The following is a 26,290-nucleotide window of genomic DNA, read 5'->3' as shown; positions in this document are numbered from 1 at the left end:
TCCTTAAGTCATACATATATTTTATAATATAATTTCTGAAAATTGTATAAGGTTTAATGGGAAAAGAAAAAATATATCAATTTTCGAGGGGGAGTAGATTGAAAAAAATTGCCCCTAGCGTAGTAAGTTTTTTTAGTATATAATAAAGGAAACGCTTTCATTTTTAATTTGTTCACAAAATGGACGGAAAATCACATATTTACTATCGATATGTTGCTTTATAATGAAACTAATTAAATATACATGCATACAATATTGTGAAATAAATAACATAAATAATCTATATAAATGTAAACGTTATCAAAAGAGAGAGGTGGAGACAATGAGTAAATTTTTCTTCAATCATAATCCAGCAACAGTAGAGGATGGAAGGCTTGTTAAATATGCTGAAATTATTTATGGAGAAGGTGGCCGTTCTGTATTAGAAAATTTAATGGTGAAGGCATCTATCAGATTGCGTGATCGTTATCCGAATAAATCTGACGAGCAGATCTCGAACCTAGTAAATAAAGGCATCCATGATATGTTTCAAAAATATGTGAGCGAGTAAGAGTGGCCAAGGGCTGCTCTTATTTTTTTGTATAAGGATTGTAACTCTAGCTGAAAATAAACATGTATCCTGAAAAACGTAAAAAGGAGTGGGAAAGATGAGCAATGGAATTGGACGTTCAAAAGAAAATCTTCCAACTGATGCAAATCATGTGAGCGCGAAGGATCGTGCGTATCAAAAACGCATGGCAAAGCAAAAACAACAAGAGCGTAATGAGGATAGAGAATAACTCGAAATAAAGCTCCTTCTAAAGCAGAAGGAGCTTTATTTTGATAGAAAATGATTCGCGGTAACATAAAAGAGTCCACCGTTAATAATTTGCACTGTAATACGTGGTTCATACTGTTCTTGCAGAGCTTGTTTTTCAATTTCATAGCTCTCAGGAAGTTCGTCACTTTCTTCATAAAAACGGTTTAAAAGGTCTAAATCATGATTCCAACGCACTCTTGCTTCTTTTGCCCACGTATGGTCATCTTCTGCAATTATATTTTTTAAAGCGTCTTCTATGCGTTGTAAACCACTTTGAGGTTTAATGATGGGCGAGAGCGTAAAACAAAAATCAGGTATTTTTGGTGTAAGTTTAATGTTTGTTAATGTTTCATGAAAGTTTGCCATCATTGTTCCAGAAATGAGATGAATACCAATCGAGTGAAGGATGTCTTTTTTTCGATCACATTGATAGGAAACTTTTATATTAATACCGAGCCAAGGGTGGAGCGGTGTATGTGTTGCCCCATTATGTCTTACATCCTCATATAAACGTATGTATGAGCCTAATTCTTTTGTCGTTTGGAAAATTTGATGTAGACGTGGTGAACCGTAGTGAATAAGCTCACCATCATTTTCTTCATTTTCTGGATTTGTAATAAGAGTAAGGCGCATCGGATTCGGTACGCCTCCTGTTTTCTCAAGATAGTGCCAATAAAAAGGGCGATTCATTAATAATTTATCCATCTCAATTGTTAACTGTACATCTAATAAATGAGGAGAACGTTCTAAAATTTCACAGTTATTCGCCTCAAAGAAATTGTATAAGTAATTATGAATTTCATGTTGCTGCATAGCCTTGCACCTCAGCTTCATTTCGTTTCGCAAAGTCGATAATAGATGTTAAGTTTTCCATCTTAATTCTAATTTCACCTTCGCTTTTTGATTGCGCGAAAATTTCTTGAATGTGCGCGTCGATGTTTTTCATATTAATTCTCGTTAAAATTTCATCGAGTTCACCAATAACACGCTCGAATAAGTTGATTTTTTCATATAACAGTTTCAGAATATGTTCTTCAACAGTATGCTTTGTAGCTAAGTTATAAATATGAACATCATTTTTTTGACCGAGACGGTGAATACGTCCGATTCTTTGCTCAAGACGCATTGGATTCCATGGCAAATCATAATTGATCATATGGCTACAAAACTGTAAGTTAATCCCTTCACCACCAGCTTCAGTTGCAATTAATACTTGTGCGTGGTTTTGGAAAAGCTCCTTCATCCAATCTTTCTTCCCGCGTTTAAACCCGCCGCGGAATGGAACGGAAGAAATACCGTGTTGTTGTAAAAACCATTGTAAGTACATTTGTGACGCTCGATATTCTGTGAAGATAACGACTTTATCGTCAATTTCTTTTATAAGCTCAAGAGCTTTATTTGCTTTTGAGTTGAAAGGAATATGATTAATTTTGTCCATTAGCACATCGATATGTGGATCTTTTATATAATGTTCGTTTTCTTTCTGTCTTTTTTCTACATGCTTTTTCAATGAATAGTAAACAGCCTCACGACTACTACACGCTTCCCGTTTTAAAGTTAACGATGAGAAAGCAGATGTGAAGGCGTCTTGTCCTCGCCAATTTTCGATATCATTATATAGAGCTTGTTCTTGTTCATTAAACTCAACAAAAATTGTACGTACATGTCTCTTCGGCCAATCGATACCGGTATTATGTCGTCTATTTCGCACCATTACTTTATTAATGAGAGCTTTTAAGTCTTCATCTGATTCGGCTGAGCGATTTTTGGAAGCGTAATATTCTTCAAAGTTGGATTGATTGCCTAAATGTCCTGGTTTTAATAAAGAAACAAGGTTAAAAATTTCATCAATCTTATTTTGAACAGGAGTAGCGGTTAGTAATAAACAAAACTTCTTTTTTAATCGTTGTGCAAATTCATAGTTTTTTGTTTTATTATTTTTCAGTTTATGTGCTTCATCGATAATAATAAGGTCATATTCCAAGTTCAACACGATATCGCGATGTGGTGAACGTTTCGCAGTATCAATTGATGATACGATTACGTCAGCTTGTTCCCATGAGTAGCTTTTCTTTTGTGCTACAGCGGGAATGAAAAACTTTGTATTCAGTTCGTATGCCCATTGTGATACGAGAGAAGCTGGGACAAGTATAAGTACCTTTTTCACAAGCCCGCGGACCATGTATTCTTTCAAAATAAGTCCAGCTTCGATTGTTTTTCCAAGGCCTACTTCATCTGCTAGAATCGCTTTACCGTTCATTTGTTCAATCACATTTTGAGCGACTTCTAATTGATGCGGAAGCGGTGTGAAATGGGATAAATGTTTCGGTGCTTGTAGTCCATCAAAAGTAGGAACAAGTAACGATTTTTCTGTTTCATAAGCTAAGTGATATAAATCCCAGTTTGTCCAAGGACCATCTTCGTCAATTCTATTTAAAAAATTGTTTTGCCATGTCCGATCTACGGAAATATCGACATTCATTACAACTCTCCCACCTTTTATAAACTAAAGTAATTATTTTTTAATGTATGATGATTTGCCTTAAAAGAAGGCATAATTATCGTTATTAAAGGCTATATGATAGACAATAATAAAGTATTAAATCTCAAAAGCTGTATTTATTGTGTTTTAACATAAAAAATTCTAAATTATTTTTTATGCTAGAATATTGATGAAATATAGCGAATGATGTTAGGATAATGGTGTGAAATGTGTGGAATCTTTCGTATTTTATCCAAGAAAGTGATTTTTTATTTACGCTTTCATAAAAAAATATAATGAGATTCCGTATATCCTATCTTTTCAGAATGAAAATGTTTAGAAAAGGGAAGCAACTTTTATTGATTTGTCAAAGCATAAGGGGGAGAGAGCATGATTACATTACAACGTACACCGTTATTTGATGTATACGCGAAGTATGGTGGAAAAACAATCGACTTCGGTGGTTGGGAATTACCAGTTCAATTTTCAAGCATTAAAGAAGAACACGAAGCTGTACGTACAGCTGCAGGTTTGTTCGATGTGTCTCATATGGGAGAAGTTGAAGTAAAAGGTGTAGATAGTTTAGCATTTTTACAACGTGTTGTTACAAATGACGTATCTACCTTAAAGGTAGGGGGCGCACAATATACAGCTATGTGCTACGAAAATGGTGGTACAGTAGATGATTTATTAATCTACAAACGTGGTGAAGAAGACTATTTATTAGTAATCAATGCATCAAATATCGAGAAAGATTACGAATGGTTAGCAAGTCATGTAATTGGCGATGCGACAGTAGTCAATGTTTCTAGTGAAGTTGCACAGCTTGCAATTCAAGGACCAAAAGCAGAAGGCATTTTACAAAAAGTTGTGTCAGAAGATTTGAAAGAAATTAAGTTCTTTAAATTTAAAAACGATATTCTTGTAGATGGAATTCCAGCACTTGTATCTCGTACAGGTTACACAGGTGAAGATGGATTCGAAATTTACTGTAAGAGTGAAGATGCTGCAAAACTTTGGGAGAAACTTCTTGAAGTTGGAGCAGAAGAGGGCTTAAAAGCATGTGGTTTAGGTGCTCGTGATACACTTCGATTCGAAGCAACATTACCACTTTATGGACAAGAATTATCAAAAGATATTACACCGATTGAGGCTGGAATTGGCTTTGCGGTAAAAACAAATAAAGAAGCAGACTTCTTTGGAAAAGCAACGTTAAAAGAGCAAAAAGAAAACGGTGCGCCTCGTAAATTAGTCGGCATCGAAGTAATCGAACGTGGAATTCCTCGTACGCATTACCCTGTATTTATTGGTGAAGAAAAAATTGGGGAAGTAACGAGTGGTACACAATCTCCAACGTTAAAGAAAAGCATTGGTTTAGCACTAATTGATGTAAAATACGCAGCAGTTGATACAGAAGTAGAAATTGAAATTCGTAATAAACGCGTCAAAGCAGTAGTTGTTCCAACACCATTTTACAAACGTTCAAAGTAACGGGGAGAGGGGTAGATTTCATGTTGCATCGTTATCTTCCAATGACAGAAGAAGACAAAAAAGAAATGTTACAAACGATCGGCGTTCAAACGATCGATGAATTATTCTCTGATATTCCAGAGAGTGTTCGTTTTAAAGGGGATTTAAAAATTAAAGAAGCAAAATCAGAGCCAGAGCTTTTAAAAGAGCTATCTCAAATGGCTAGTAAAAATGCTAACTTAAAAGAATACGCTTCTTTCTTAGGAGCAGGCGTATACGATCATTATGCTCCAGTAATTGTAGATCATGTTATTTCTCGCTCAGAATTTTATACAGCTTACACACCATACCAACCGGAAATTTCACAAGGGGAATTACAAGCAATCTTTGAATTCCAAACAATGATTTGTGAATTAACAGGAATGGATGTAGCAAACTCTTCTATGTATGACGGGGGGACAGCTTTAGCTGAAGCGGCAATGTTAGCAGCTGGCCATACTCGCAAAAAGAAAATTCTTGTATCTAGCGCGGTTCATCCAGAATCAAGAGCAGTACTTGAAACGTATGCAAAAGGACAAAATCTTGAAGTTGTTGAAATTAATCATAAAGATGGTGTAACAGATTTAGACGTATTACAAAGTGAAGTAGATGATACAGTTGCTTGTGTAATCGTTCAATATCCAAACTTCTTCGGACAAGTTGAAAAATTAGCTGATATTGAAAAAATCGTTCATCAACAAAAATCATTATTTATCGTTTCTTCAAATCCATTATCATTAGGCGCATTAACACCACCAGGGAAATTTGGTGCTGATATTGTAATCGGTGATGCACAACCATTCGGTATTCCAACGCAGTTTGGTGGACCGCACTGTGGTTACTTTGCAACAACGAAAGCATTTATGCGTAAAATTCCAGGACGTCTTGTTGGACAAACTGTAGACTCAGATGGTAAACGTGGATTTGTATTAACGTTACAAGCACGTGAACAGCATATTCGTCGTGATAAAGCGACATCTAACATTTGTTCAAACCAAGCGTTAAATGCATTAGCAGCTTCTGTTGCAATGACGGCACTTGGCAAACAAGGTGTGAAAGAAATGGCACGTCAAAACATTTCTAAAGCACAATATGCAAAACGTCAATTTGAAGCGAAAGGCTTCACAGTAACATTTGCTGGACCATTCTTCAATGAGTTTGTTGTAGATTGCAAACGTCCAGTGAAAGAAGTAAACGATGCATTATTACAAAAGAATATTATCGGCGGTTACGATCTAGGCCGTGATTATAAAGAGCATGAAAACCATATGCTTGTAGCAGTAACTGAGCTTCGTACAAAAGAGGAAATTGACACACTTGTAAACGAAATGGGGGCTATCCAATGAAGAACCAAGACCAAGCACTTATCTTTGAAGTGAGTAAAGAAGGACGCATAGGATATAGCTTACCCAAATTAGATGTAGAAGAAGTGAAACTAGAAGATGTGTTTGAGAGCGATTATATTCGAGTAGAAGATGCAGAGCTACCAGAAGTATCTGAACTTGATATTATGCGCCACTATACAGCACTTTCAAACCGTAACCACGGTGTGGATTCTGGATTCTATCCACTTGGATCTTGTACGATGAAATATAATCCGAAAATTAATGAGAGTGTAGCTCGTTTCGCAGGATTTGCAAATATTCATCCGTTGCAAGATGAAAAGACAGTACAAGGTGCAATGGAATTAATGTACGACTTACAAGAGCATTTAATTGAAATTACAGGTATGGATACTGTTACTTTACAACCAGCAGCTGGTGCACACGGAGAATGGACAGGTTTAATGTTAATTCGTGCATACCATGAAGCGAATGGTGACTTTAACCGTACGAAAGTAATTGTGCCTGACTCTGCTCACGGAACGAACCCAGCATCTGCAACTGTAGCTGGTTTTGAAACAATTACAGTAAAATCAAATGAAAATGGCCTTGTTGACTTAGAAGACTTAAAACGTGTTGTAAACGAAGAAACAGCAGCACTTATGTTAACAAATCCTAATACATTAGGTCTATTCGAAGAAAATATTTTAGAAATGGCAGAAATCGTCCATAATGCAGGCGGTAAATTATACTATGATGGTGCAAACTTAAATGCGGTATTAAGCCAAGCACGCCCAGGAGATATGGGATTTGACGTTGTGCATTTAAACCTTCATAAAACATTTACAGGTCCTCACGGCGGTGGTGGCCCAGGTTCTGGTCCAGTAGGTGTGAAAGCTGATTTAATTCCGTACTTACCAAAACCGATTTTAGAGAAAACGGAAAATGGTTATCACTTCAACTACGACCGTCCAGAAGCAATTGGTCGTGTGAAACCATTCTATGGTAACTTCGGAATTAACGTTCGTGCATACACGTATATTCGCTCTATGGGTCCAGATGGATTGCGTGCAGTAACTGAGTATGCGGTATTAAATGCAAACTATATGATGAGAAGATTAGCGCCATTCTACGATCTTCCATTCGATAGACATTGTAAACATGAATTTGTATTATCAGGTCGTCGTCAAAAGAAACTTGGTGTACGTACATTAGATATTGCAAAACGTCTGCTTGATTTCGGTTATCATCCACCAACAATTTACTTCCCATTAAATGTGGAAGAATGTATTATGATTGAGCCGACAGAAACAGAATCAAAAGAAACATTAGATGGTTTCATTGATAAGATGATTCAAATCGCTAAAGAAGTAGAAGAAAATCCAGAAGTTGTACAAGAAGCACCGCATACGACAGTCATTAAACGTTTAGACGAAACGATGGCTGCACGTAAACCAGTTTTACGTTATGCGAAGCCAGCTCCTGTACAAGTTTGATTAAAATAACAAAAGAAGAACTCGCTGAGGCGGGTTCTTTTTTTGTATGGATAATTTGTCCCGCATTAACGGACAGTAAACTCTCAACTCAAAACTTAGCTGGTGCAAAGAAGCCAGGTGGGAGATAAACTGTCCGTAAATACCCGATTGGTTCAACTAATAATCAGTGGGAATGAACAAAAATCCCCACTGATTAAAGTTTCACTTTATGCAGAAATAGTGAAGAAAATGTTAAAAAAATATGTTTTTTGTTTCCTAATGGTGTAAAGGTGTAGTTTTATAGGTAGTTTTGTTGAAAAAGTCGGTTTGATAAAAGTATTTATTTTTGTTAGAATTTTATTGAAATTAAGAAGATGTGATGAGGCAAAGATTACTCATTTTTATGTATATGTGAAAAAACGAACAAGACGGGGGTGAAATTTTGGGATATCGATGTTATAGAATGGTATACCATTTAGAAAATGGAGAAACAATTAAAGATGTAAAAGAATTTTGCTATCGAGACCAAGGAAAAGTGTTAGAAAGAGTAGCAAATCGTGTAATGGATAATAGAGAAGTGACGGCGATTGATAAACAAGGAACAATCATTTCAATAGCATGTGAGGACATTGTAAAGGTGGAACTTGATTACATAACAGAAAGTTAACCTTGAGTCATATCGAATTATTCGATAAAATAAACTGTTGAATGGTGAAGTGAGAAGAGAGGAGTTTATCATGGGTAGTACAAGACACTTTTATATGTTTATCTTAGCGTTTGTTCTTGTTGTGGCATTAACGATTTACTTAATCGTTGACAGCAGCTGGTACAACACAGTTCATCCGGCATTCCTTCTGTTTATGTATATAGGAATTGCAGTAGTAAGTTTCGGAATGAGAGACGAGATGTTAGATCGCTTTGAAAAGTGATACATATACGAAAGACCAACAGGAAAATGTTGGTCTTTTTTTCTTGCCAAAAATAGGATGGTGTGTATATACTGTATATATAAGGTATACACAGTATATACACAAACTGGAGGAAAACATGAATATTATTATTTCGAATTCTTCCCAAGACCCTATTTATGTGCAAATAAGAAAACAATTAAGCCAGCTTATTTTAAATGGCGGTTTAAAGGGTGGAGATCAATTACCGTCTATTCGTAGCTTAGCGAAGGAATTACAAATTAGTGTCATTACAACGAAGCGTGCATACGAGGAGCTTGAAAAAGAAGGATATATAGAAACTGTTGCTGGGAAGGGGACTTATGTTTCACGTAAAAATAATGAACTATTAAAAGAACAAAGGCTTCGCCTATTGGAAAGTAAAGCGGAAGAGATTGTGAATGAAAGTAAAGCGTTGCAGCTTTCACTTGAAGAATTACAGCAGATGATTGCGTTTTTATATAAGGGGGAATGAGAGAGATGTTAGAGTTAAAAAACGTTTGTAAAAGTTATGAAGGTTTCGCAGTGAAAAATATAAGTTTTACGTTACCACGCGGATATATTATGGGGTTTGTCGGACCGAATGGGGCCGGGAAAAGTACGACGATCAAAATGATTATGAATTTAATTAAAAAAGATAACGGAGATATAAAAATTTTTGGCAAGGACAATAAGAAAGCTGAAAAGGAAATAAAACAAAATATCGGCTTTGTATATGATGAAAATCATTATTACGAAGATTTAACGTGTGAACAAATGAAGCGTATTATTGCACCGTTATATAAAAAGTGGGACGAAGAGCAGTATCAATCGTATATGCATAGATTACAAGTTCCAAAGTATAAAAAAATTAAAGAATTATCAAAAGGAATGAAAATGAAATTTGCGATTGCAATCGCACTTTCGCACCACGCAGAGTTTATTATTATGGACGAACCGACAGCAGGGTTAGATCCAGTTGTTCGAAGTGAATTACTTGATATGTTGCAAGAAATTGTAATGGAAGATGAAGTATCCGTATTATTCTCAACGCACATTACAACAGATTTAGAGCGCATTGCAGATTATGTTACGTTCATCAATGATGGAGAAATTATATTTACTGGTGAAAAAGAAGACTTAATGGAGAACTACGTAATCGTAAAAGGAAGTAATGATTTATTAGATCGAGAAGGAAAAGAACTATTTGTTGGATTACGAAAAAGTAAGTTTGGTTTTGAAGGTTTAGCGAAGGATAAACAAGGAATTATCGATTGGTTTGGAAATGAGGTTGTACTAGAAAAGCCTACATTAGATGACATTATCGTTTACACTGCGAAAGGGAGAGGTGCCTATGCGTCAGCTAATCTATAAAGATTTGTTCTTTTTTCGGGTTATGTGGTTAGTGTATTTTATTATGCCTCTTGTTTTCTTTGGATTAGATCCAGATGGTGAATTGTTATTTCCAATGAGTTGCTTACTCATAACGATATCATCTTCTATGATACTAATAGCGATGGATGAAAAAAATAAAAGTGATGTTATTATAAATAGTTTACCTGTTGGACGAAAGGATATCATTATTGCTAGATATATTTCGGGTGTAATATTTATTGTAGGTGGCATGATTTCTACTACGCTAGTTGTTTTTCTTATAAGAGGTATCGCTGTCATTGGTGATATTGGAGCTTATCATCCCAATTTGTATATTGAAATTCCTTGGTATGTAGTAGTCAGAGGTGCTGTATATTCTTTAGTTTATATTACAGCATTATTCCCGAGTTATTATGGGACAAAATCAAAAGTAGTACGTGGAATATTTACAGGTGGAGCCGCTGGAATAGGTGTTATTGTTGGAATGTTTATTGGTGACGGAGAAAGTGTTACGGCATCATTCATTAATTGGATTATGAATCCATTACATTTTGGCATATTTATAGTTGGATTAATCACACTAGCTAGTGTCTATATCGTTTCTATGCTTCTTACAATTAAAATTTATGAAACGCGTGATTTATAGAGAGGAGAATTCATATGCAACAGTTGATTTTGAAGGAGTTTTTTTTACAGAAGAAGATGTTTCCTTTCTACTTTTTAATCCCTATTTTATCTATTTTTAAGAATTCCGTCGAACCAATGGGGATTGCAATAGGAGTATTTATAACATGTAGTACGATTATATATATTTCTTTTTATTATGACGAGAAAAGTAAAGCAGAAAAAGTATTAGTGAGTTTGCCTATAACGAGAAAAGAGATAATTATAGCTAAATATATTTCAAGCACATTATTTATTATGGCTGGTTTGAGTGTAACTTTTATAGTCGTAATATTAGGGAATATTTTATTGAACAGAGATATAGTTATGCCTGGATATGCAATATTTTCAGCAATAGTAGCAACTTTGATTTATTGTGCAGTAACGATACCGACTAATTACATTGGGGGATATAAAGTTATTACTGTCTTGAATTTGATTATGCTTTTTCCTTTAATGGGTATGATTGGTCTTATGTGCAATATTTTTGGTGATAAAACAATTATGTTAAAAGTACTTCACTCTCAAGAGGCTACACAAGCAATGGGTGTTCTTGGTATCGGAGTATTAGTGAGTATATTCGTATCCATGTTCCTCTCAATGAAAATGTTTCAGGAGGCAGAGTTATAGAAGGGACATTTTCATATTAGGAGGTGTAATATATGATCAAGCAACTAATTTTAAAAGATTTCATCATTCAATGGAAATTTTTAATTTGGTACATACTGTATCCTGTTTTCTTTTATATGGCCTTAACAGATACGGAAAATTTATTCATCATTATGTCAGTAATTATTACAATTGGGGCAACAGTAAAAACATTTGAAGCAGATAGTAAAAATGAGAGTGAAGTTATAGTAAATAGTTTACCAATATTGAGAAAACAAATTGTGTATGCGAAATATATAGTAGCAATTATTATTCTTTTTATAAGTGTAACGGTCAGCTGTTTCACGATGGGAATGAAGAATGGGATTAACCTATTTGAATTTATTGAAACGACATTGCTTGCTAGTATTAGCTTTATTTTAGTGTATTTAAGCTTTGTTCTACCAATATCTTTTTGGTTAGGATATAAAAAAACTATTCTTATTACAATAGTAATATTCATGGCGCCGATTGTTATTTTAGAAACTTTGTTTCAAATCAACTTGGAACAAATTCAATTATATAATACCTTGTTATTCATTGGTTCAATATGTATGCTCATAGCATCTATCTTCGTTTCAGTGAAATTGTATGAGAAGAGAGAATTTTAAAAGGTGCCCTATAAAAGGCACCTTCTTCAATAACGACAATACGAGAGCAGTAGTTTATAAAAAGAAACGCTATTTGGCACATCTTTCGGAGTATGTAATATAAAGCTGAAAACGATGATGAGAATAAGAAATAGGAAAAATAAAAATAGGATTTGCTTATGTATAGAATTTTGCATATTATCCACTCCTTTTTTTGGGTAGTATGTCCAAAAGAAAGGAATGTATGAAAAAAATTGGAGGGGGAACAATGGGGAAACGAAAATTGTTATTTGAAATAGGAGTATTATTTTTGTCAATAGGTCTTTTGTTATCAAATTTTTATTCAGACATACCATCACCGTTTCCTAATTTGCATAAAGGAATTGGTATAAGTATTGTTATAATTGGTCTGTTTTGTCTTATCACATCTAACTTCTACAGAAAGTCTGAATGAATATAAAAAAGGACAGTTACTCTTTTTCAGAAGTACTGTCCTTTTTAAATAACTTATTCCATAGTTTGGCGATACTCCATATAATGACGATTGCAATGGAGGCGATAATGGACCAAACAATCGATATAATTTCAAGTGTCATGTTAGGAAGGAATGTGAGAATGGATAATACTTTATGAAACAATGATTCTATTATATGAAAACTTATTTGTAATAGAATGACGATACAAAGTGTGATCCATGCTAATATTTTCTTTCCTTGTTCTTTCCACATGACATTCACCTCACGTTAGCTTAATAGTTTTAAGCCAACAGCGCCGCATAAAATGCAGCTTAAGAAAGCAAGACGACGCCAATCCGCTGATTCTCGGAAAATGAGAATGCCTAGAAGTGCACTTCCAGCAGTTCCGATTCCAGTCCAAATTGCGTAAGCAGTTCCCATCGGTAATGTGTTCATCGCAAGAGATAAGAAGAAGAAGCTTACGCCGAAGTTAGCGATTAAAATAACTTTTGGTGCCCAGCCTTTCTTTTCAGTGGCTACTTTCATAAAGAGTACACCAATAATTTCACAAATACCAGCTAGAATTAAAAATACCCAAGCCATTTTATGCGGCCTCCTTCGCTTCTTTTTCTTCTGTTACTCGTTTTAAACCAATTACTCCGAAGAAGATTAAACCGATTAATAAAACTTTTACGATAGAGAAAGGTTCTCCGAAGATGAAAATCTCTGTAAGAACGATTCCACCAGCTCCGATTCCTGTAAAGACTGCGTATACAGTGCCGACAGGTAAATCTTTATAAGCTCTAAATAATAAGACGAAACTAATTGTAATTAATAGAGCAACACCAGCCCATTCAAGTGGTGCCTCTGCTTTTTTTAGTCCAATCACCCAAAAGATTTCAATAATACCAGCGATGATTACATAAATCCATGCCATATGTCATTTCTCCTTCCTACCAGTCGTTAGGTAAAGGGCTTAAAAACGACGCATTGCAAAGGGCAATCCGTCAGTTTGAAAGTCCGCGCCAAAATACTTTCCAAGAAGCGTCTAAACGTGTCTCAAAACGATTTAAACCTGCGTATAATAGTTCAACCATAAGACCGTCGAGTAAGCATAGAAAAGCCTCTAAGGCGTCTTTTACTTCAATGTTATGCAGCTCATCTTGTTCGCTTGCTCTTTTAAATACAGGGAATAAAAGTTTTCCGACGTTTTCAATGTGTACATTTGCTTTATTAATAATTTGTTCGCGAAATGCATCAGGCGGAAAATAAGAAGTTCGTAACCAAAACATTGATTCTTCACTTTCACCAAATCGTTTTGCATACCCTTTTAATAATTTTAAAAGCAATTCTTCAGTGGACGAATTGGAAAAGCTTTCGATATCGCCTGTGAAGCTCTGCAAATCTTTTTGAAGAGCAGATTCTAAGCATATGAAATATAGCTCTTCTTTTCCTTTAAAGTGTGCGTAAATCGATGGTTTTTTAATCCCAACTTCTTGAGCAATATTTGCCAATGAAGTTCCTTCATAGCCGTAGCGTGCGAAATGAGAAAGTGCTACAGCTTTAATGCGGTTTGCTGTCATTTTCATCCCCTACCTACCGTTCGTTAGGTTCATTATATGAGATGAAAAATATAATGTCAATAGGTGAAGAGCTGAAAAAGAGCGTTATAGGTAACGCTCTTTTTAGACAGTCTCTCGCTCAATTAAATGGAATGAAAGTTCTTTTGCACTGCCGACAATTTGCTCGCTTTGGATCTGCTTATGGAATAAAGAAAAAGCATGTGAGCCCATTGCGAGACCGGGATGTTCAATTGTGGAAATTTCTAATGCCTTTGAAATTTCATGATTATCAAATCCAAGGATAGCAAGGTCTTCAGGTACTCGAATACCATGTTTTCGAGCCTCTGTTAATAAACCAGCTGCAACTTGATCGTTCGCTGTGAAAATAGCAGTTGGACGATTTTTCATATTTAAAATACGATGGAGTATTTGTGCTCCGTCCTGCATTGTATAGCATTGGTGGAAAATCCATTCAGGATGCAACGTTTTCCCTTCGTTACGAAGTGTATCGGCGAACGCTTTTTCGCGCTCCATGGAATTTACACTTGTTTTTCTTGCTAAACAAATTCCGATTTTTTCATGGCCTCTACTTAGTAAATAGGCAGTACCGAGACGGAAACCTTCATAATGATCTACGTAGATGGATGAAATGAGGGGATGCTTCATTTTTTCACATGAAATAATAGGGGCAAATTTTGCAAAAGGTTCGATTTGTTCCCAAGAGCTCGTTCGGGAGCAAATAATCATCCCATCAAATTGTTTCATTTTCATCATTTCAAGAACACGAATTTCTTCAATGCTATCGTAATTCGTTTGACATAAATTAATGTGATATCCGGCAGCTAACGCTTCGTTTCCGATTCCTTCAATAATCGTACTGAAGTAGGGGAGGTTAATGAAAGGAAGCATAACGCCAATTGTATATGTTTTCCCTCTTATTAAATGGACAGCATTTATATTTTTTGCGTAGTTTAATTCTTCAACAGCATCTAGAACACGCTTACGCTTTTCTTCTTTTACGTAAGGGTGATTATTCAGGACACGAGAAACAGTTGATATCGATACACCAGCAGTTTTAGCAATTTGTTTTATATTGGCCATATGTATCACCTCTTTCCCTTATTATAAAGGGAAAATAATAAGAAAGAAAAAATCTTGACCTGAAAAGCTTTTCACAAACTATGGTATTAATAAGACTTCTTTTTATTCGCGTAACCTTTTCACTTGGGCGTAAGAATGATAGGGGTCTTTTTTGTTTGCAAAAAGTGTTGTCAAAATGTGTGAGAATAACGTGGAAAGTTTTCAAAGGTGGAGTTTGGTGACAAAGCGAATATGAAGAGAATATCAACGCTTCGTTCGTTAAGAGAGCGGTATGAAAGGGCGGAAACAAATTGAAAAAAAGAATCATTTGTTTCGTGTTTTCTAGTTTCATGCTTAGTTCGTGTTCGTTTCAGCAAACGATGCAAGAAGAAAAACACTTTGTGGGAACAACAGGAGGAGCTATGGATTGTGTTACGGATCCTATTCCGCTAAAGGAACTTCCAAAATATTTTCCGGTGAAGTTTAAAGTTCCAACGTTTTTACCGTACGACATTACAAGTGATGTGAAGGGGGAAGTAAGAACGCTTGGGAAAAAGAACACTGTCTTAACGATTAAATATAAACAGAAGGAGTCAGGTAGAAATGAGTATATTGAGTTAAATGTCGCGAACTTTCCTTATAGTTTTCCGGATCTTGTGGAAGAGAAGCGATTTCAAGAACAAATGAAACTGAATAATGGAACGTCTGCTTATTTTAAAAATAAAGATGATTATGAACGTGGTGACGAATTTGCTACGCTTATATGGAAAGAGAAAGGAATTGAATATCAACTGCTGTATCGGAATGTAGAAGAGAACGATGAAAAGGTAATCAAGCAGAATTTATTATACATTGCGAATAAGATGAAATGAAAAAACTAGCTGATTTATTCAGCTAGTTTTTTGTATGTTATTATTTCTTTTTAATTTTGCCTGTCCAAGATTTAAATCCACCTTGTAATTGGTAGAAATCTTTGTAGCCTTGTTTTTTTAAGTATTGCGCTGCACGACCTGTACGGAATCCGCTTTGGCAATATAAGTAAACAGGTTGATCTTGACGAAGTTCTTTATGGCGAAGGCGAATTTGTGATAACGGAATGTTACGTGCACCTAAAATATGCCCTGCGTTATATTCGTCTGCTTCACGAATATCGATAAGCTGTGCTTTACGGTAGCCAGCGCGAAATTCTTCTTCTGTAAGAGTTTTAATTAATTTTTTCTGATAGAAGTACATCCATACAGTGTAGCCGATAAATGCTACGATTACGGCTAATAAAATAATCCAAGTTGTTGACACGATTCTATCGCTCCCTTTTTTCTTATCCTACTTTCAATATTATAATGCCCTTATGTATTTATGCAACAGATTCATTTGCATATAAGAAGAAATTTCGTATTCTTTCACAAATTTTGTCGAATTTGGTAGACTAGAGAATGTGAAAAATAATTGGTTATATGAGGTGCAGGATGGGAAAAGAAAAATGGTGTTATATTAACTCTGGTCAATGTTCACCGGCATTTAATATGGCGTTAGATGAATGTTTATTAAATTGGCAAAGTGAAAAGAAAATGCCACCAACAATTCGTTTTTATGAATGGGAAGTACCAACATTAACAGTTGGGTATTTTCAACGTGTTGAAAAAGATATTAATATGGATGTAGTTAACGAAAAGAAATATGGATTCGTTCGTCGTCAAACAGGCGGCAGGGGTGTACTACATGACAAAGAGCTAACGTATAGTGTTATTGTGTCTGAAGATCATCCGAATATGCCGAAAACAGTTACAGAAGCGTATCGTGTTATTTCGCAAGGTTTATTAGATGGTTTTAAGGCATTAGGGTTAGAAGCATATTATGCAGTTCCAAAAACAGAAGCAGATCGTGAAAATTTAAAAAATCCACGTTCAGGCGTATGTTTTGATGCACCATCTTGGTATGAAATTGTAGTGGAAGGACGAAAAATTGCTGGTAGTGCTCAAACACGTCAAAAAGGTGTTATTTTACAGCATGGATCGATTCCATTAGAAATTGATTTAGATGAACTATATGATCTATTTTTATTCCCAAATGAACGTGTGAAGGAACGTATGAAGAGTATGTTCTCTTCTAAAGCAGTAGCAATTAATGAATTAACAGACCGTACATTTACGATAGAACAGTTAATTAAAGCGTTTGAAGTTGGCTTTGAAAAAGGATTGGATGTAGAACTTGTTCCATATGAATTAACAGAAGAACAGTTACATGAAGTTCAAACGTTAGCGAAAGAAAAGTATGAAAGTAATGAGTGGAATTATAAAAAATAAGAGGTGGCGATAGCCACCTCTTATTTTTTTATAGTAAATTAAGTACTTTTTCTACTTTGATTCCTTTATCTTGTAAAGAACGAAGGCGACTTACAACGTCCATAATTTCTTTGTCAAATGTAACGCTAATACCTTGGCTTTGTAGTTCTTCTTTTAAGCTTTCAATAGAATCATCTATGTCGATGCCAAGCTCGTAATCTTGACAAACTTCAATTGTCTTTTTCACGAGTTTAACATAATTTTCTTGTAGTTTTGAATTTGTTTCAGTCAAAGCAGGCTGCTTCGGTTTTGCAGGAGCAACCGGTGCTGTCTCTTGCTTTGTAACTGGAGTAGGGACTGCTTTTTTCACAGGCGCTGGAGTAACTAGTTCTACAGCTGCTTCTACGCTTACTGGCTTCGGTGTCGGTACCGGAGTAGGCTTAGGTGCCATAGCAGGTGTTTCCACACGCGTAACAGGCTTAGGAGCAGGCGTAATTGCTTTTGGAGCTTCTACAACTACTTCTTTTTTCGGTGCTGCTTCTACCTGTGTTTCTTCTTGCTCGGCAGCTTCTTTATTTTCTTTACTCCACATAACGCGTTCAATTTCTAGAGAAACATTGTTTTTGTTCATCGCTGTTAATGTAACTTTACCAACTTCAGCGTTTCCAGTGAAATCAACAATTTTATAAATAACACTCTTGTTCCAATCCACGTTTCCGCTCAAAAATAATTCTTCGTTACATTTCGGCGTTAAGCCCTCGATTTTAATTTCTGCGTTTACACCGTTTTCACTATATACCATAATTAGCGAAGCATTTACATCTTCGTCTGCTAACATTAGTTCACGTACCATTTTGCCGGTGCGTACTTGCGTTTTCTTCTTAACTGACATCTAATTTCTCCTCTCAAAAATTCAGTAATAATAAAAAAATCGTATAACGAAAAATAATTGCTCACGAAGATTTATGATACCGATAATAAAAGCATCACGTCAACAATTAACTTTAATTATTTTGCATTTTTCTTATTTTCTTTATGAAATTTTTCAATTTGTAAAATTAGACAGAAGAAAAAACAGCCTTTTGAAGGGCTGTTAAAAATTTGATTTTTTATATAATAATTTATATAAAACGTAAAATAGGATAGTGATTAAAGCATTTTGCCAAAAGGTTAGATGATAAATGAGATAAGGTTGCTTTTGGAAATAAATATTTAAGAATACAGCGGAACAAAATGGAGTAGCAAATGCGAATCCAAATAGAATTCTTCTTTTCCAATTCATTTTCTGATCAAAGGAGTAACGCTTTAATAAATATAAAATAAATAGTATACCTAGTATAATTATTGAAACAGACAAAGTAGTTCCAAGGATGCTAAAAGGCGGACTTGATAATGTATTATTTTTTTCAAAGAGAAACATAAAAAATGAAATAATTGCATTTATGCCAAACTGTATAGCAAGAAGTAAGCTAACAGAAAATCCAATTAAAGAAGTTTTTTCTAACTTTGTTTGGGTTGGTAAAGCTGATATAAGTTCATCACAATAAGATTGTAAGTCATCACCAAAAATGTCATAAGCATTTTTATTTTCTACTTGTGCTTCGATAAGATGATCTAATATTTCTAACAAAAGTTCTTCTACTTGATGTTCGGGTACATTAGATAACCGAAGATATACTAGCATATCACCATAAGCAATTTCGTTTTCGGAAGTTAGAAGCTCACGTTTTTTATTATTCAATTCAATCATGTCTTGTGCATTCATCCCTATCACTCCCCCTGTAATAAGTTATTTACCGTAGTTGAAACCATCCCCCAGCTTTGTTTAAATTCTTCAAGCTGTTCTAATCCTTTATCGGTTACGTGATAATATTTTCGCTTTGGACCGAGTGAGGAAGCTTTTAATGTTCCTTCAATCAATTTTTCTTTTTGCATACGTAACAATAATGGATATATGCTTCCTTCGCTTACAAATGTAAATCCGTGTTTATTTAATTTTGTACTCAGTTCATATCCGTACACTTCTTCTTGTGAAATGATGTATAGGATGCACCCTTCGAGCACGCCTTTTAACATTTGGCTGTGCATGATTTCACCACCTTTTATCCAGGTAACTTGCGTTGCAAGGTAGCTGGTATCCAAATTATAACATTCAGTAACTTGCAATGCAAGTTACTGGGGTGGAAAACTTTAATGTCCCCCATACTAACGAGAGGGCGAAAATTATATGAGACCGTTTATGCCAAAGCTCGTTTACTTTGAACGAAAGGCACTTGAATATCCACTTGGTTTTATAGTTGCGCCAATTTAAATGCATGAAGAATGGGAAGAAGGATACCGTAAACTATTTGAGCGACAAAGATATGACGATACCAAATTTAACGTTTGAATTGATTCAGCATTGTTTTCCGAAACCATCGGAAAATATGTATATAAAAAAGATGATGCAGCAGTATTAAAAGAAACGATAAGAGGTTATAGAAATGAGTTTTTTCCTAATGCAGAAATACAATATTTTACTTAAGGGGAGTCTGTATGCAAATACAGATTCTTTTTTGTTTTATATATTTAGGCTCGTTTTCAACTTGTCACGTTATTCTTTCTGGTGTATCATTTTATTGATTGCTTCGTACGGAATAAGCAAAATGAACTTGGATGGAGGAAACCGATGCCTACCCCTAGTATGGAAGATTATATTGAACAAATTTATTTGTTGATTGATGAAAAGGGTTACGCCCGCGTATCTGATATTGCTGAAGCGCTTAGTGTACATCCATCCTCTGTAACAAAAATGGTGCAAAAATTAGACAAAGATGAATATCTAATTTATGAAAAATATAGAGGGCTTGTATTAACAACAAAAGGTAAAAAAATCGGAGAACGTCTCGTATATCGTCATGACTTGCTAGAGCAATTTATGCGTATTATCGGTGTGGATGAAAGTAAAATTTACAATGATGTAGAAGGAATTGAACATCATTTAAGTTGGGAAGCAATTGATCGCATTGGTGATTTAGTGGAATACTTTGAACAAGATGCAGTCCGAGTGGAAACACTTCGTGGTGTTCAAAGAGCAAATGAAGAGAAAAGTAATTAAGGGGAACGTATGGCGTTTCCTTTTTTATTTCAATTCGAAAAGGATGGGAGAATTATGAAAGCAATTATTTTTGATTTTGATGGATTAATTGTGGACACAGAAACGATATGGTTTCACTCTTTCAGAGATGCTGTTCGTGAATACGGCGGGGAACTACCTTTAGAGGAATTTGCGAAATGCATTGGAACAACAGATGAGGTACTTTATACATATTTAAATGATCAATTAAAAGAGAAGTTTAACAAAAGTGCATTAAAAGAAAAAGTGGCAACTTTACATAAAGAGAAAATGAGAATACCAGAAGCTCGTGACGGGGTAAAAGAATATTTAGAAGAAGCGAAAGAAATGGGATTAAAAATCGCACTAGCTTCTAGTTCTTCTAGAGAATGGGTTATTCATTTTTTAGAAGAGCTACAAATTCGAGAATATTTTGAAGTAATTAAAACGAGAGAAGATGTTGAGAAGGTAAAACCAGATCCAGCTCTTTATCGAGTTGCAATAGAAGAATTAGGAATTAAGCCGTCTGAAGCTGTTGTATTTGAAGATTCATTAAATGGATTGAGAGCAGCAGTTGCAGCGGGATTAACGTGCGTTGTGGTACCTAATGATGTGACACGGAATTTACCATTTGAAAATCATCATCTTCGAATTGAAAGTATGAGAGAGAAAAGTTTAAAAGAAGTGCTTCAAAGTATAAAAAAAGACCGTATTTCCTAAAAGGAAGCACGGTCTTTCTTTTTGCTTTTTTTGCCTTCAATGACAGTTAAATGAGACTGTTTTCTTTTTCGTTTCAAAGTGGAAGAATTCCCTTTTTTACTTTTGTCATTAGAAGTAGTTGACTTAAAGAAAGAATTGCCTAGGGGTGCTACATTTTGTTTCCCATGTTTGCGGTTCGATTGTTTTGCCGCACGCTTATATGAGCTTTGTGAATTTGCAGAACCACTGGAATTTGTAAACATCTTGTATAGCAAGTAAAAGATACCAACAACAAGTAACATGTACCCGATATTTCTTAATACACCCATGGGATTTGTAATAACAGATGAAACAAGGCCGAATATTGCCAATCCGATAATAAGCACAAATATAGCGAAAGTAAACGAACGACCGTTCATAAGGGACACCTCCTAAAAACGTATATTAAAATTAGTATATTAACGATGAGGAAAGGAGTTGAACACCATTTTTAAATAATTATTGTTTGTTCTCTAAACGTAATAATTCTTCAAACGATGCAATTGCTACTTCCACTTGATCATCTGTTGGTTCTTTCGTTGTTAATAGTTGTAGCCATAATCCAGGATATCCAAGTACGCGTAATACGGGAATATCTCGTAATCGATTTGTAAATTGTAATACTTCAAAAGAAATACCAAGTACAACTGGAATTAATAAAATTCGGTTTATAACTCGTGCCCAAAGAGGATCTGTAGGGACTAGGAAATAAACGAACATTCCAATAATGACTGTAAATATAATAAAGCTACTGCCACATCTATAATGGAGACGAGTTTGCTTTTGAACGTTTTCTACAGTCAGAGGAAGGTTATTCTCGTAAGCATTGATTACCTTATGCTCTGCACCGTGATACTGAAATACCCGCTTAATAAGTGGGGTTAAAGAAATAAAGTATATATAGCTCAATAATAGCATGAGCTTAATGACACTTTCGACAATGATTTGCCCAGTATGAGACGGGAAAATCGGTCTTGTTAATTCAGCTAATAGTGCAGGAACTGCTGTGAAAATGACTTTACCGAATATAAAAGATAAAACGCCAACAGCTGCAACTCCTAATACCATCGTTAATTTTGATTGTTCTTCTTTTTTATTTGCAATTTGTTCATCATCTTCTGGGTGGACGTCAAATCGTTCTGAAGCGAAGTTTAAATGTTTTGCTCCATTCGCACTTGCATCCACAATAGCGGCAATCCCTCGTAAAAATGGAATTTTTTTTAGGGTAGATAGTACTTTATTACGAACGCGTGGTAATCGATAAAATTCAATCGATTTATCTTTACGACGAACCGCTGTAACAGTATATTCTCTACCGCCAAACATAACTCCTTCTATGACCGCTTGCCCGCCATATATTTGTTTTGACTCTTCTGCCATGTTAACACCAACCTGTATTTGTTTCTCTCTTATGTAGAAAAAGAGGCAATTGTCATACTGGGTTCTGTCGTTTTGAAATAAGACAATCACCGAGTTTCCTTTATTTTATCGGCAAATACAAGTAGATGACAAGGGAAAATGTTATGAGAGTCGGACATTTCTTATTCTTTTTATAGACAAATTTCGCAGGATTTAAACATGCTTCAAAATAGTTTCGGGCATACTATTGAGCGGAGGTGTCGATGTGAGTCAAGAACAATTAGGAACAAGGAATTTTGTGCAGATTGGTTTGTTTGGTGGAATCTTTTGGGGCGGGATATGGTATTTCCTTCATATATTTTCATTCACGGAGGCGGGCCCGAATTATTTCCTTTTACCATTTGCGTTTGGAAGTTGGAAAGAGGGTGTATGGGGCAATGTGTTCGGAATAGTGTGTATGGGACTTCTTTCAATTTTAATTGCCTTTTTGTATAAAGCATTTTTTGCAAAGTTTGAAGGGATTATAGCGGGAATTATTTATGGGCTATTTTGGTGGGCACTACTGTTTTTGGGGATGGGTTTAATGGCTCCTGTTATTAAAAGTGCGCTCCATTTACCAAAAGAGACAATTGTGACGACAATATGTATTTTTATATTGTATGGTGTGTTTATAGCATATTCTGTTTCTTACGCAGTAAATAGCAATAAAGCAGAACAAGAAGGGTAAGAGAAGACGAACTATTCAAATAAGTAACTCCTATGTTAAAATATTGTATAGATATTTAATATTAAGGAGTTTTAAGAATATGAAAAAGTTACTCCTCGTAAACGGTCCTAACCTAAATCGCCTCGGTGTTCGTGAGGTAAATGTATATGGAAAGGGCACGCTAACGACACTTGAAGCAGATATGAAGCAAGAAGCAGAAACAATGGGAGTGGAGTTAGAATGTTTCCAATCGAATCATGAAGGTGCCATTATCGACATTATTCATGAAGCGGAAGATATATATGAAGGGATCATTTTAAATCCGGGAGCATTTACGCATTATAGCTATGCGATTCGTGATGCCATTGCGAGCATTTCGATTCCTGTTATTGAAGTACATATTTCTAACATTCATCAGCGTGAATCGTTCCGTCATGAATCTGTGACGGCAGCTGTTTGTGCAGGTCAAATTGTAGGATTTGGTTTTTATGGCTATAAGTTAGCGTTATTTGCATTAATGGAGAAATTGAGGGAGGCATAAAGTAATGGAGAAAATTGAAAGATTACGAAGTGCATTTGATGAGGCTGGTATTGACGGTATTTTGTTAACAAATGAACATAGTCGTAGATATATGGCTAACTTCACAGGAACAGCAGGCGTTGTTCTTATTTCAAAAGATCGTGCTCAATTTATTACAGATTTCCGTTACGTCGAGCAGGCAAGTAAACAAGCGGTTGGATATGAGGTTGTACAGCACGCAGGATTGATCATTGATGAAGTGGCAAAGCAAGTGAAAGAGCTTGGAATTCAAAAGCTTGGTTTTGAGCAAGATACTCTTACATATAGTTCTTATTCAGTGCATAAGGAAGCGATTGATGCTGAATTTATCCCGACTTCTGGACTTGTAGAAAAGTTACGCTTGATAAAGACTGATTCAGAGATTAAGATATTAAAGGAAGCTGCACAGATTGCAGATGCTGCCTTTGAGCATATTCTATCATTCATTCGCCCGGGAGTATCTGAAATTGAAGTGTCAAATGAACTTGAATTTTTCATGAGAAAACAAGGAGCAACATCTTCTTCGTTTGATATTATCGTTGCTTCAGGTCTTCGTTCGGCATTACCGCACGGCGTGGCATCTGAAAAAGTGATAGAAACAGGAGATTTCGTTACATTAGACTTCGGCGCTTATTACAAAGGATATTGCTCTGATATTACTCGTACGATTGCAGTCGGTGAACCATCTGATAAATTAAAAGAAATTTATAATATCGTTTTAGAAGCACAACTACGTGGTGTGAACGGTATTAAAGCTGGTTTAACAGGTCGCGAGGCTGATGCGCTAACGCGTGACTACATAACGGAAAAAGGATATGGTGAATACTTTGGACACTCTACTGGTCATGGAATAGGTCTTGAAATCCATGAAGCACCAGGTTTAGCGTTCCGTTCTCATACAGTACTTGAACCAGGTATGGCTGTAACAGTAGAACCAGGTATTTATATTCCAGGTATTGGCGGCGTACGTATTGAAGATGATATCATTGTGACAAGTGAAGGTAATGAAGTAATTACGAAATCACCAAAAGAACTTATTATTTTGTAATACACAGGAGGATTTTTTTACATGATTTCAGTAAACGATTTTCGTACAGGTTTAACAATTTCAGTGGACAATGCCCTTTGGCAAGTACTTGATTTCCAACACGTAAAGCCAGGTAAAGGTGCTGCATTCGTTCGTTCTAAACTACGTAATCTTCGCACAGGTTCTGTTCAAGAGAAAACATTCCGTGCAGGTGAGAAAGTAGAAAAAGCACACATCGAAAACCGTCGTATGCAATACTTATACGCAAGCGGTGAGGCTCACGTATTTATGGATAACGGAACTTATGAGCAAATCGAACTTGGTGAAAAACAAATCGAGCGCGAGCTTAAATTCCTAAAAGAAAACATGGAAGTAGCAATCATGACTTACCAAGGCGAAGTACTTGGTGTTGAACTTCCAAACACAGTTGAATTACAAGTTACAGAAACAGAGCCTGGTATTAAAGGTGATACTGCTTCTAACGTAACAAAACCAGCTACATTAGAAACTGGTCTTGTTGTACAAGTACCAATCTTCATTAACGAAGGCGAAATGCTTATCATCAACACTGGTGAAGGTAAATACGTTTCTCGTGCATAGTAGAAAAGCACTTGTGATAATTCACGAGTGCTTTTTTTATAGGAAATAGGGTAGATAGTAAATAGCTGTTATTATAAAACTGACTAAAACAAGTGAAAGAGTACCCATAATAGATGGAGTCAAAACAATTTGAAATGGTTTTATTTCGCCAGTCTCAACGCCAGTTAATGTTTTACTTATTGCGTGATCTGTAATGTTATTTCTATGGTTACTCATAATAATTAACCACATAATTGCAAATATTGCTAAACTACCAAGGAAAAAGGTCTCTATAAATGACCAACCGACCAATAATGAAAAAAGATAAATAAGAGCTAATTCTACTACAACGGTTAAACTAACTTTCAATGCCTTCATATTTTTCCCCCTCATTCTGTAATTTCAACCAGTTTAAAAAATTTTCACGTGACACGACATGCAGAGAGCAAGGTGACTTTACTTCTTTCTCTAGTGCAGCGTGTTCGTCTGGAAACTTGTTTTCCACATGCAATGAAATATAAGGTAGTTTTTCTTGTGCTTTTAAAGAGCGGATATTATTCGTTTTAGCACCAGCAAATACGTAGGAAAGTTGTAAGTCTAAAAAGGCGATTTTAAAGATTTCTTTTTTAGCAGCCTCGTTATAGCCTTTTCCCCAGTACGGATAGCCGAGCCAACTACCAATGTGAGATTGCTTTTTCTCATTATTAATATGTTTAAGTGTGGTGAGGCCAATTATTTCATTTTCTTCATTCACAATCATTCTCGATAAGGATTTCTTTTGACGCTCTTCGTCTATTGCGAAAAGAAGAAATGTTTTCGTGTCTTCGATGTTTTCTACCGTTATCCCCAATGCATTTTTTATATGTGGATCACTTGATAGCTCGAAAATCACATTTGTATAGCATAAATCTAGTGGTAATAAAGTGACGTGCTGCATGGTTTAAACCTCTTTTAAACTAAATATACCATAATATACCATGAAATAATATGAATATTCAGATTGTAATTCGGAATTTAGAGAAAAATTATGTTTTTACTTCTGAAATAGACAACCTCTGCAT

Annotated in this window: 37 protein-coding genes and 1 pseudogene; 22 read left to right on the top strand and 16 right to left on the bottom strand. The window is 35.4% G+C overall.

Features of this window, described 5'->3' with window-relative positions:
* Positions 1 to 132: 132 nt before the first annotated feature.
* On the bottom strand, positions 133 to 249 hold the full coding sequence (locus tag D1166_RS10770) for a hypothetical protein (protein ID WP_001987222.1): 117 nt from the start codon (positions 247 to 249) through the stop codon (positions 133 to 135).
* A 73-nt stretch (positions 250 to 322) separates the two neighbouring features.
* Between D1166_RS10770 and D1166_RS10765 the strand changes: the two genes are divergently transcribed.
* Both D1166_RS10765 and D1166_RS31755 read left to right on the top strand, forming a co-directional pair.
* Positions 323 to 550 carry a hypothetical protein gene (locus D1166_RS10765; RefSeq protein ID WP_000032702.1) on the top strand — a complete coding sequence of 76 codons (228 nt, stop codon included), beginning with the start codon at positions 323 to 325 and terminating at the stop codon, positions 548 to 550.
* Positions 551 to 647: 97 nt separating this feature from the next.
* Complete coding sequence (locus D1166_RS31755; RefSeq protein ID WP_000064668.1) at positions 648 to 779, top strand: hypothetical protein; 132 nt, start codon at positions 648 to 650, stop codon at positions 777 to 779.
* 35 nt (positions 780 to 814) lie between these two features.
* Here D1166_RS31755 and D1166_RS10760 read toward each other — a convergent pair whose 3' ends face one another.
* Positions 815 to 1,612, bottom strand: a complete 798-nt coding sequence (locus D1166_RS10760) for a YqhG family protein (protein WP_001183964.1) — start codon at positions 1,610 to 1,612, stop codon at positions 815 to 817.
* The gene (locus D1166_RS10755) at positions 1,599 to 3,281 is read right to left on the bottom strand and encodes a DEAD/DEAH box helicase (RefSeq protein WP_001100037.1); all 1,683 of its coding nucleotides are present in this window, start codon (positions 3,279 to 3,281) and stop codon (positions 1,599 to 1,601) included. Before D1166_RS10755 ends, D1166_RS10760 begins: the two co-directional genes overlap by 14 nt.
* Positions 3,282 to 3,671: 390 nt before the next feature.
* Between D1166_RS10755 and gcvT the strand changes: the two genes are divergently transcribed.
* The 11 genes from gcvT (at position 3,672) to D1166_RS10695 (ending at position 12,242) form a co-directional block, all read left to right on the top strand.
* Complete coding sequence (gcvT, locus tag D1166_RS10750) at positions 3,672 to 4,772, top strand: glycine cleavage system aminomethyltransferase GcvT (protein WP_000631769.1); 1,101 nt, start codon at positions 3,672 to 3,674, stop codon at positions 4,770 to 4,772.
* Positions 4,773 to 4,792: 20 nt separating this feature from the next.
* A complete protein-coding gene (gene gcvPA, locus D1166_RS10745; protein ID WP_000903240.1) occupies positions 4,793 to 6,136 on the top strand; it encodes an aminomethyl-transferring glycine dehydrogenase subunit 1 in 1,344 nt (447 codons plus the stop codon).
* Positions 6,133 to 7,608 carry an aminomethyl-transferring glycine dehydrogenase subunit 2 gene (gene gcvPB / locus D1166_RS10740; protein WP_000795702.1) on the top strand — a complete coding sequence of 492 codons (1,476 nt, stop codon included), beginning with the start codon at positions 6,133 to 6,135 and terminating at the stop codon, positions 7,606 to 7,608. Before gcvPA ends, gcvPB begins: the two co-directional genes overlap by 4 nt.
* Positions 7,609 to 8,050: 442 nt before the next feature.
* Complete coding sequence (locus D1166_RS10730; RefSeq protein ID WP_000262496.1) at positions 8,051 to 8,254, top strand: DUF3929 family protein; 204 nt, start codon at positions 8,051 to 8,053, stop codon at positions 8,252 to 8,254.
* 70 nt (positions 8,255 to 8,324) lie between these two features.
* A complete protein-coding gene (locus D1166_RS10725; RefSeq protein ID WP_000535933.1) occupies positions 8,325 to 8,516 on the top strand; it encodes a hypothetical protein in 192 nt (63 codons plus the stop codon).
* A gap of 118 nt (positions 8,517 to 8,634) precedes the next feature.
* A complete protein-coding gene (locus tag D1166_RS10720) occupies positions 8,635 to 9,009 on the top strand; it encodes a GntR family transcriptional regulator (protein ID WP_001021353.1) in 375 nt (124 codons plus the stop codon).
* A gap of 5 nt (positions 9,010 to 9,014) precedes the next feature.
* Positions 9,015 to 9,887 carry an ABC transporter ATP-binding protein gene (locus D1166_RS10715; RefSeq protein WP_000891307.1) on the top strand — a complete coding sequence of 291 codons (873 nt, stop codon included), beginning with the start codon at positions 9,015 to 9,017 and terminating at the stop codon, positions 9,885 to 9,887.
* Positions 9,868 to 10,533, top strand: a complete 666-nt coding sequence (locus D1166_RS10710; protein ID WP_001249426.1) for an ABC-2 transporter permease — start codon at positions 9,868 to 9,870, stop codon at positions 10,531 to 10,533. Before D1166_RS10715 ends, D1166_RS10710 begins: the two co-directional genes overlap by 20 nt.
* Positions 10,534 to 10,547: 14 nt before the next feature.
* On the top strand, positions 10,548 to 11,180 hold the full coding sequence (locus tag D1166_RS10705; protein ID WP_001186564.1) for an ABC-2 transporter permease: 633 nt from the start codon (positions 10,548 to 10,550) through the stop codon (positions 11,178 to 11,180).
* Between the two features lie 32 nt (positions 11,181 to 11,212).
* Positions 11,213 to 11,809: an ABC-2 transporter permease gene (locus D1166_RS10700; protein WP_000595346.1), complete on the top strand. Its 597-nt coding sequence runs from the start codon at positions 11,213 to 11,215 to the stop codon at positions 11,807 to 11,809.
* 247 nt (positions 11,810 to 12,056) lie between these two features.
* Positions 12,057 to 12,242, top strand: coding sequence for a hypothetical protein (locus D1166_RS10695; RefSeq protein ID WP_000518066.1), 186 nt, complete (start codon positions 12,057 to 12,059; stop codon positions 12,240 to 12,242).
* 16 nt (positions 12,243 to 12,258) lie between these two features.
* Here the strand turns inward: D1166_RS10695 and D1166_RS10690 are convergent, their stop codons facing one another.
* The 5 genes from D1166_RS10690 to D1166_RS10670 all read right to left on the bottom strand — a co-directional run bounded on the left by D1166_RS10690 (position 12,259) and on the right by D1166_RS10670 (position 14,906).
* Complete coding sequence (locus D1166_RS10690; RefSeq protein ID WP_000265427.1) at positions 12,259 to 12,516, bottom strand: DUF3975 family protein; 258 nt, start codon at positions 12,514 to 12,516, stop codon at positions 12,259 to 12,261.
* Between the two features lie 15 nt (positions 12,517 to 12,531).
* On the bottom strand, positions 12,532 to 12,846 hold the full coding sequence (locus D1166_RS10685) for a DMT family transporter (RefSeq protein WP_000312623.1): 315 nt from the start codon (positions 12,844 to 12,846) through the stop codon (positions 12,532 to 12,534).
* A gap of 1 nt (position 12,847) precedes the next feature.
* Positions 12,848 to 13,180 carry a DMT family transporter gene (locus D1166_RS10680; protein WP_000312339.1) on the bottom strand — a complete coding sequence of 111 codons (333 nt, stop codon included), beginning with the start codon at positions 13,178 to 13,180 and terminating at the stop codon, positions 12,848 to 12,850.
* Positions 13,181 to 13,250: 70 nt separating this feature from the next.
* A complete protein-coding gene (locus D1166_RS10675; protein ID WP_002005730.1) occupies positions 13,251 to 13,832 on the bottom strand; it encodes a TetR/AcrR family transcriptional regulator in 582 nt (193 codons plus the stop codon).
* Positions 13,833 to 13,928: 96 nt separating this feature from the next.
* The gene (locus D1166_RS10670; RefSeq protein ID WP_001273982.1) at positions 13,929 to 14,906 is read right to left on the bottom strand and encodes a LacI family DNA-binding transcriptional regulator; all 978 of its coding nucleotides are present in this window, start codon (positions 14,904 to 14,906) and stop codon (positions 13,929 to 13,931) included.
* A gap of 314 nt (positions 14,907 to 15,220) precedes the next feature.
* Here D1166_RS10670 and D1166_RS10665 point away from each other — a divergent pair, with 314 nt between their 5' ends.
* Positions 15,221 to 15,757 (top strand): DNA polymerase III subunit delta, encoded by a 537-nt coding sequence (locus D1166_RS10665; protein WP_118043310.1) that lies wholly within the window; start codon positions 15,221 to 15,223, stop codon positions 15,755 to 15,757.
* Positions 15,758 to 15,797: 40 nt separating this feature from the next.
* Here the strand turns inward: D1166_RS10665 and D1166_RS10660 are convergent, their stop codons facing one another.
* Entirely contained in the window at positions 15,798 to 16,181 is a 384-nt protein-coding gene (locus D1166_RS10660; protein WP_000108653.1) for a rhodanese-like domain-containing protein, read from the bottom strand.
* A gap of 170 nt (positions 16,182 to 16,351) precedes the next feature.
* Here D1166_RS10660 and D1166_RS10655 point away from each other — a divergent pair, with 170 nt between their 5' ends.
* Positions 16,352 to 17,188: a lipoate--protein ligase family protein gene (locus D1166_RS10655; RefSeq protein WP_000514081.1), complete on the top strand. Its 837-nt coding sequence runs from the start codon at positions 16,352 to 16,354 to the stop codon at positions 17,186 to 17,188.
* A gap of 28 nt (positions 17,189 to 17,216) precedes the next feature.
* On the opposite strand, the gene D1166_RS10650 is transcribed toward D1166_RS10655, so the two are convergent.
* The 3 genes from D1166_RS10650 to D1166_RS10640 form a co-directional block, all read right to left on the bottom strand.
* Positions 17,217 to 18,059 carry a hypothetical protein gene (locus tag D1166_RS10650; protein WP_000111900.1) on the bottom strand — a complete coding sequence of 281 codons (843 nt, stop codon included), beginning with the start codon at positions 18,057 to 18,059 and terminating at the stop codon, positions 17,217 to 17,219.
* 201 nt (positions 18,060 to 18,260) lie between these two features.
* Positions 18,261 to 18,932, bottom strand: a complete 672-nt coding sequence (locus D1166_RS10645) for a DUF1129 family protein (protein WP_118043306.1) — start codon at positions 18,930 to 18,932, stop codon at positions 18,261 to 18,263.
* 5 nt (positions 18,933 to 18,937) lie between these two features.
* On the bottom strand, positions 18,938 to 19,255 hold the full coding sequence (locus D1166_RS10640; RefSeq protein WP_000556083.1) for a PadR family transcriptional regulator: 318 nt from the start codon (positions 19,253 to 19,255) through the stop codon (positions 18,938 to 18,940).
* Between the two features lie 190 nt (positions 19,256 to 19,445).
* On the opposite strand from D1166_RS10640, the pseudogene D1166_RS31750 reads away from it, so the two are divergent.
* The 3 genes and pseudogenes from D1166_RS31750 to D1166_RS10625 form a co-directional block, all read left to right on the top strand.
* Positions 19,446 to 19,691, top strand: a pseudogene (locus D1166_RS31750) (spore photoproduct lyase family protein); the annotation flags it as partial.
* A gap of 144 nt (positions 19,692 to 19,835) precedes the next feature.
* Positions 19,836 to 20,264 (top strand): transcriptional regulator MntR, encoded by a 429-nt coding sequence (mntR, locus tag D1166_RS10630; RefSeq protein WP_001143083.1) that lies wholly within the window; start codon positions 19,836 to 19,838, stop codon positions 20,262 to 20,264.
* A gap of 54 nt (positions 20,265 to 20,318) precedes the next feature.
* Positions 20,319 to 20,981 (top strand): HAD family hydrolase, encoded by a 663-nt coding sequence (locus D1166_RS10625; protein WP_025966333.1) that lies wholly within the window; start codon positions 20,319 to 20,321, stop codon positions 20,979 to 20,981.
* Here the strand turns inward: D1166_RS10625 and D1166_RS10620 are convergent.
* Together D1166_RS10620 and D1166_RS10615 are read right to left on the bottom strand one after the other, a co-directional pair.
* Positions 20,978 to 21,379, bottom strand: coding sequence for an SA1362 family protein (locus tag D1166_RS10620; protein ID WP_097856097.1), 402 nt, complete (start codon positions 21,377 to 21,379; stop codon positions 20,978 to 20,980). The two genes, D1166_RS10625 and D1166_RS10620, sit on opposite strands and share 4 nt — an antisense overlap.
* 79 nt (positions 21,380 to 21,458) lie before the next feature.
* Positions 21,459 to 22,379, bottom strand: a complete 921-nt coding sequence (locus tag D1166_RS10615) for a DUF1385 domain-containing protein (protein ID WP_000807121.1) — start codon at positions 22,377 to 22,379, stop codon at positions 21,459 to 21,461.
* Between the two features lie 244 nt (positions 22,380 to 22,623).
* Here D1166_RS10615 and D1166_RS10610 point away from each other — a divergent pair, with 244 nt between their 5' ends.
* From D1166_RS10610 to efp, 4 genes are all read left to right on the top strand, one after another.
* A complete protein-coding gene (locus D1166_RS10610) occupies positions 22,624 to 23,085 on the top strand; it encodes a YqhR family membrane protein (RefSeq protein WP_000076880.1) in 462 nt (153 codons plus the stop codon).
* 79 nt (positions 23,086 to 23,164) lie between these two features.
* Positions 23,165 to 23,605: a type II 3-dehydroquinate dehydratase gene (gene aroQ, locus D1166_RS10605; RefSeq protein ID WP_000735147.1), complete on the top strand. Its 441-nt coding sequence runs from the start codon at positions 23,165 to 23,167 to the stop codon at positions 23,603 to 23,605.
* A 4-nt stretch (positions 23,606 to 23,609) separates the two neighbouring features.
* Positions 23,610 to 24,671: a Xaa-Pro dipeptidase gene (gene pepQ / locus D1166_RS10600; protein ID WP_000411041.1), complete on the top strand. Its 1,062-nt coding sequence runs from the start codon at positions 23,610 to 23,612 to the stop codon at positions 24,669 to 24,671.
* A 21-nt stretch (positions 24,672 to 24,692) separates the two neighbouring features.
* Positions 24,693 to 25,250, top strand: a complete 558-nt coding sequence (efp, locus tag D1166_RS10595) for an elongation factor P (RefSeq protein WP_000626516.1) — start codon at positions 24,693 to 24,695, stop codon at positions 25,248 to 25,250.
* Positions 25,251 to 25,286: 36 nt separating this feature from the next.
* Here efp and D1166_RS10590 read toward each other — a convergent pair whose 3' ends face one another.
* Positions 25,287 to 25,607, bottom strand: coding sequence for a hypothetical protein (locus D1166_RS10590; protein WP_000645695.1), 321 nt, complete (start codon positions 25,605 to 25,607; stop codon positions 25,287 to 25,289).
* Positions 25,588 to 26,166: a GNAT family N-acetyltransferase gene (locus tag D1166_RS10585; RefSeq protein ID WP_001164984.1), complete on the bottom strand. Its 579-nt coding sequence runs from the start codon at positions 26,164 to 26,166 to the stop codon at positions 25,588 to 25,590. Before D1166_RS10585 ends, D1166_RS10590 begins: the two co-directional genes overlap by 20 nt.
* Positions 26,167 to 26,290 lie beyond the last annotated feature (124 nt).

This window comes from Bacillus sp. ISO11 (assembly GCF_003458115.1).
GTDB classification, from domain to species: Bacteria; Bacillota; Bacilli; order Bacillales; family Bacillaceae_G; genus Bacillus_A; species Bacillus_A cereus.
This window is presented reverse-complemented; position numbering and strand designations above follow the sequence as displayed.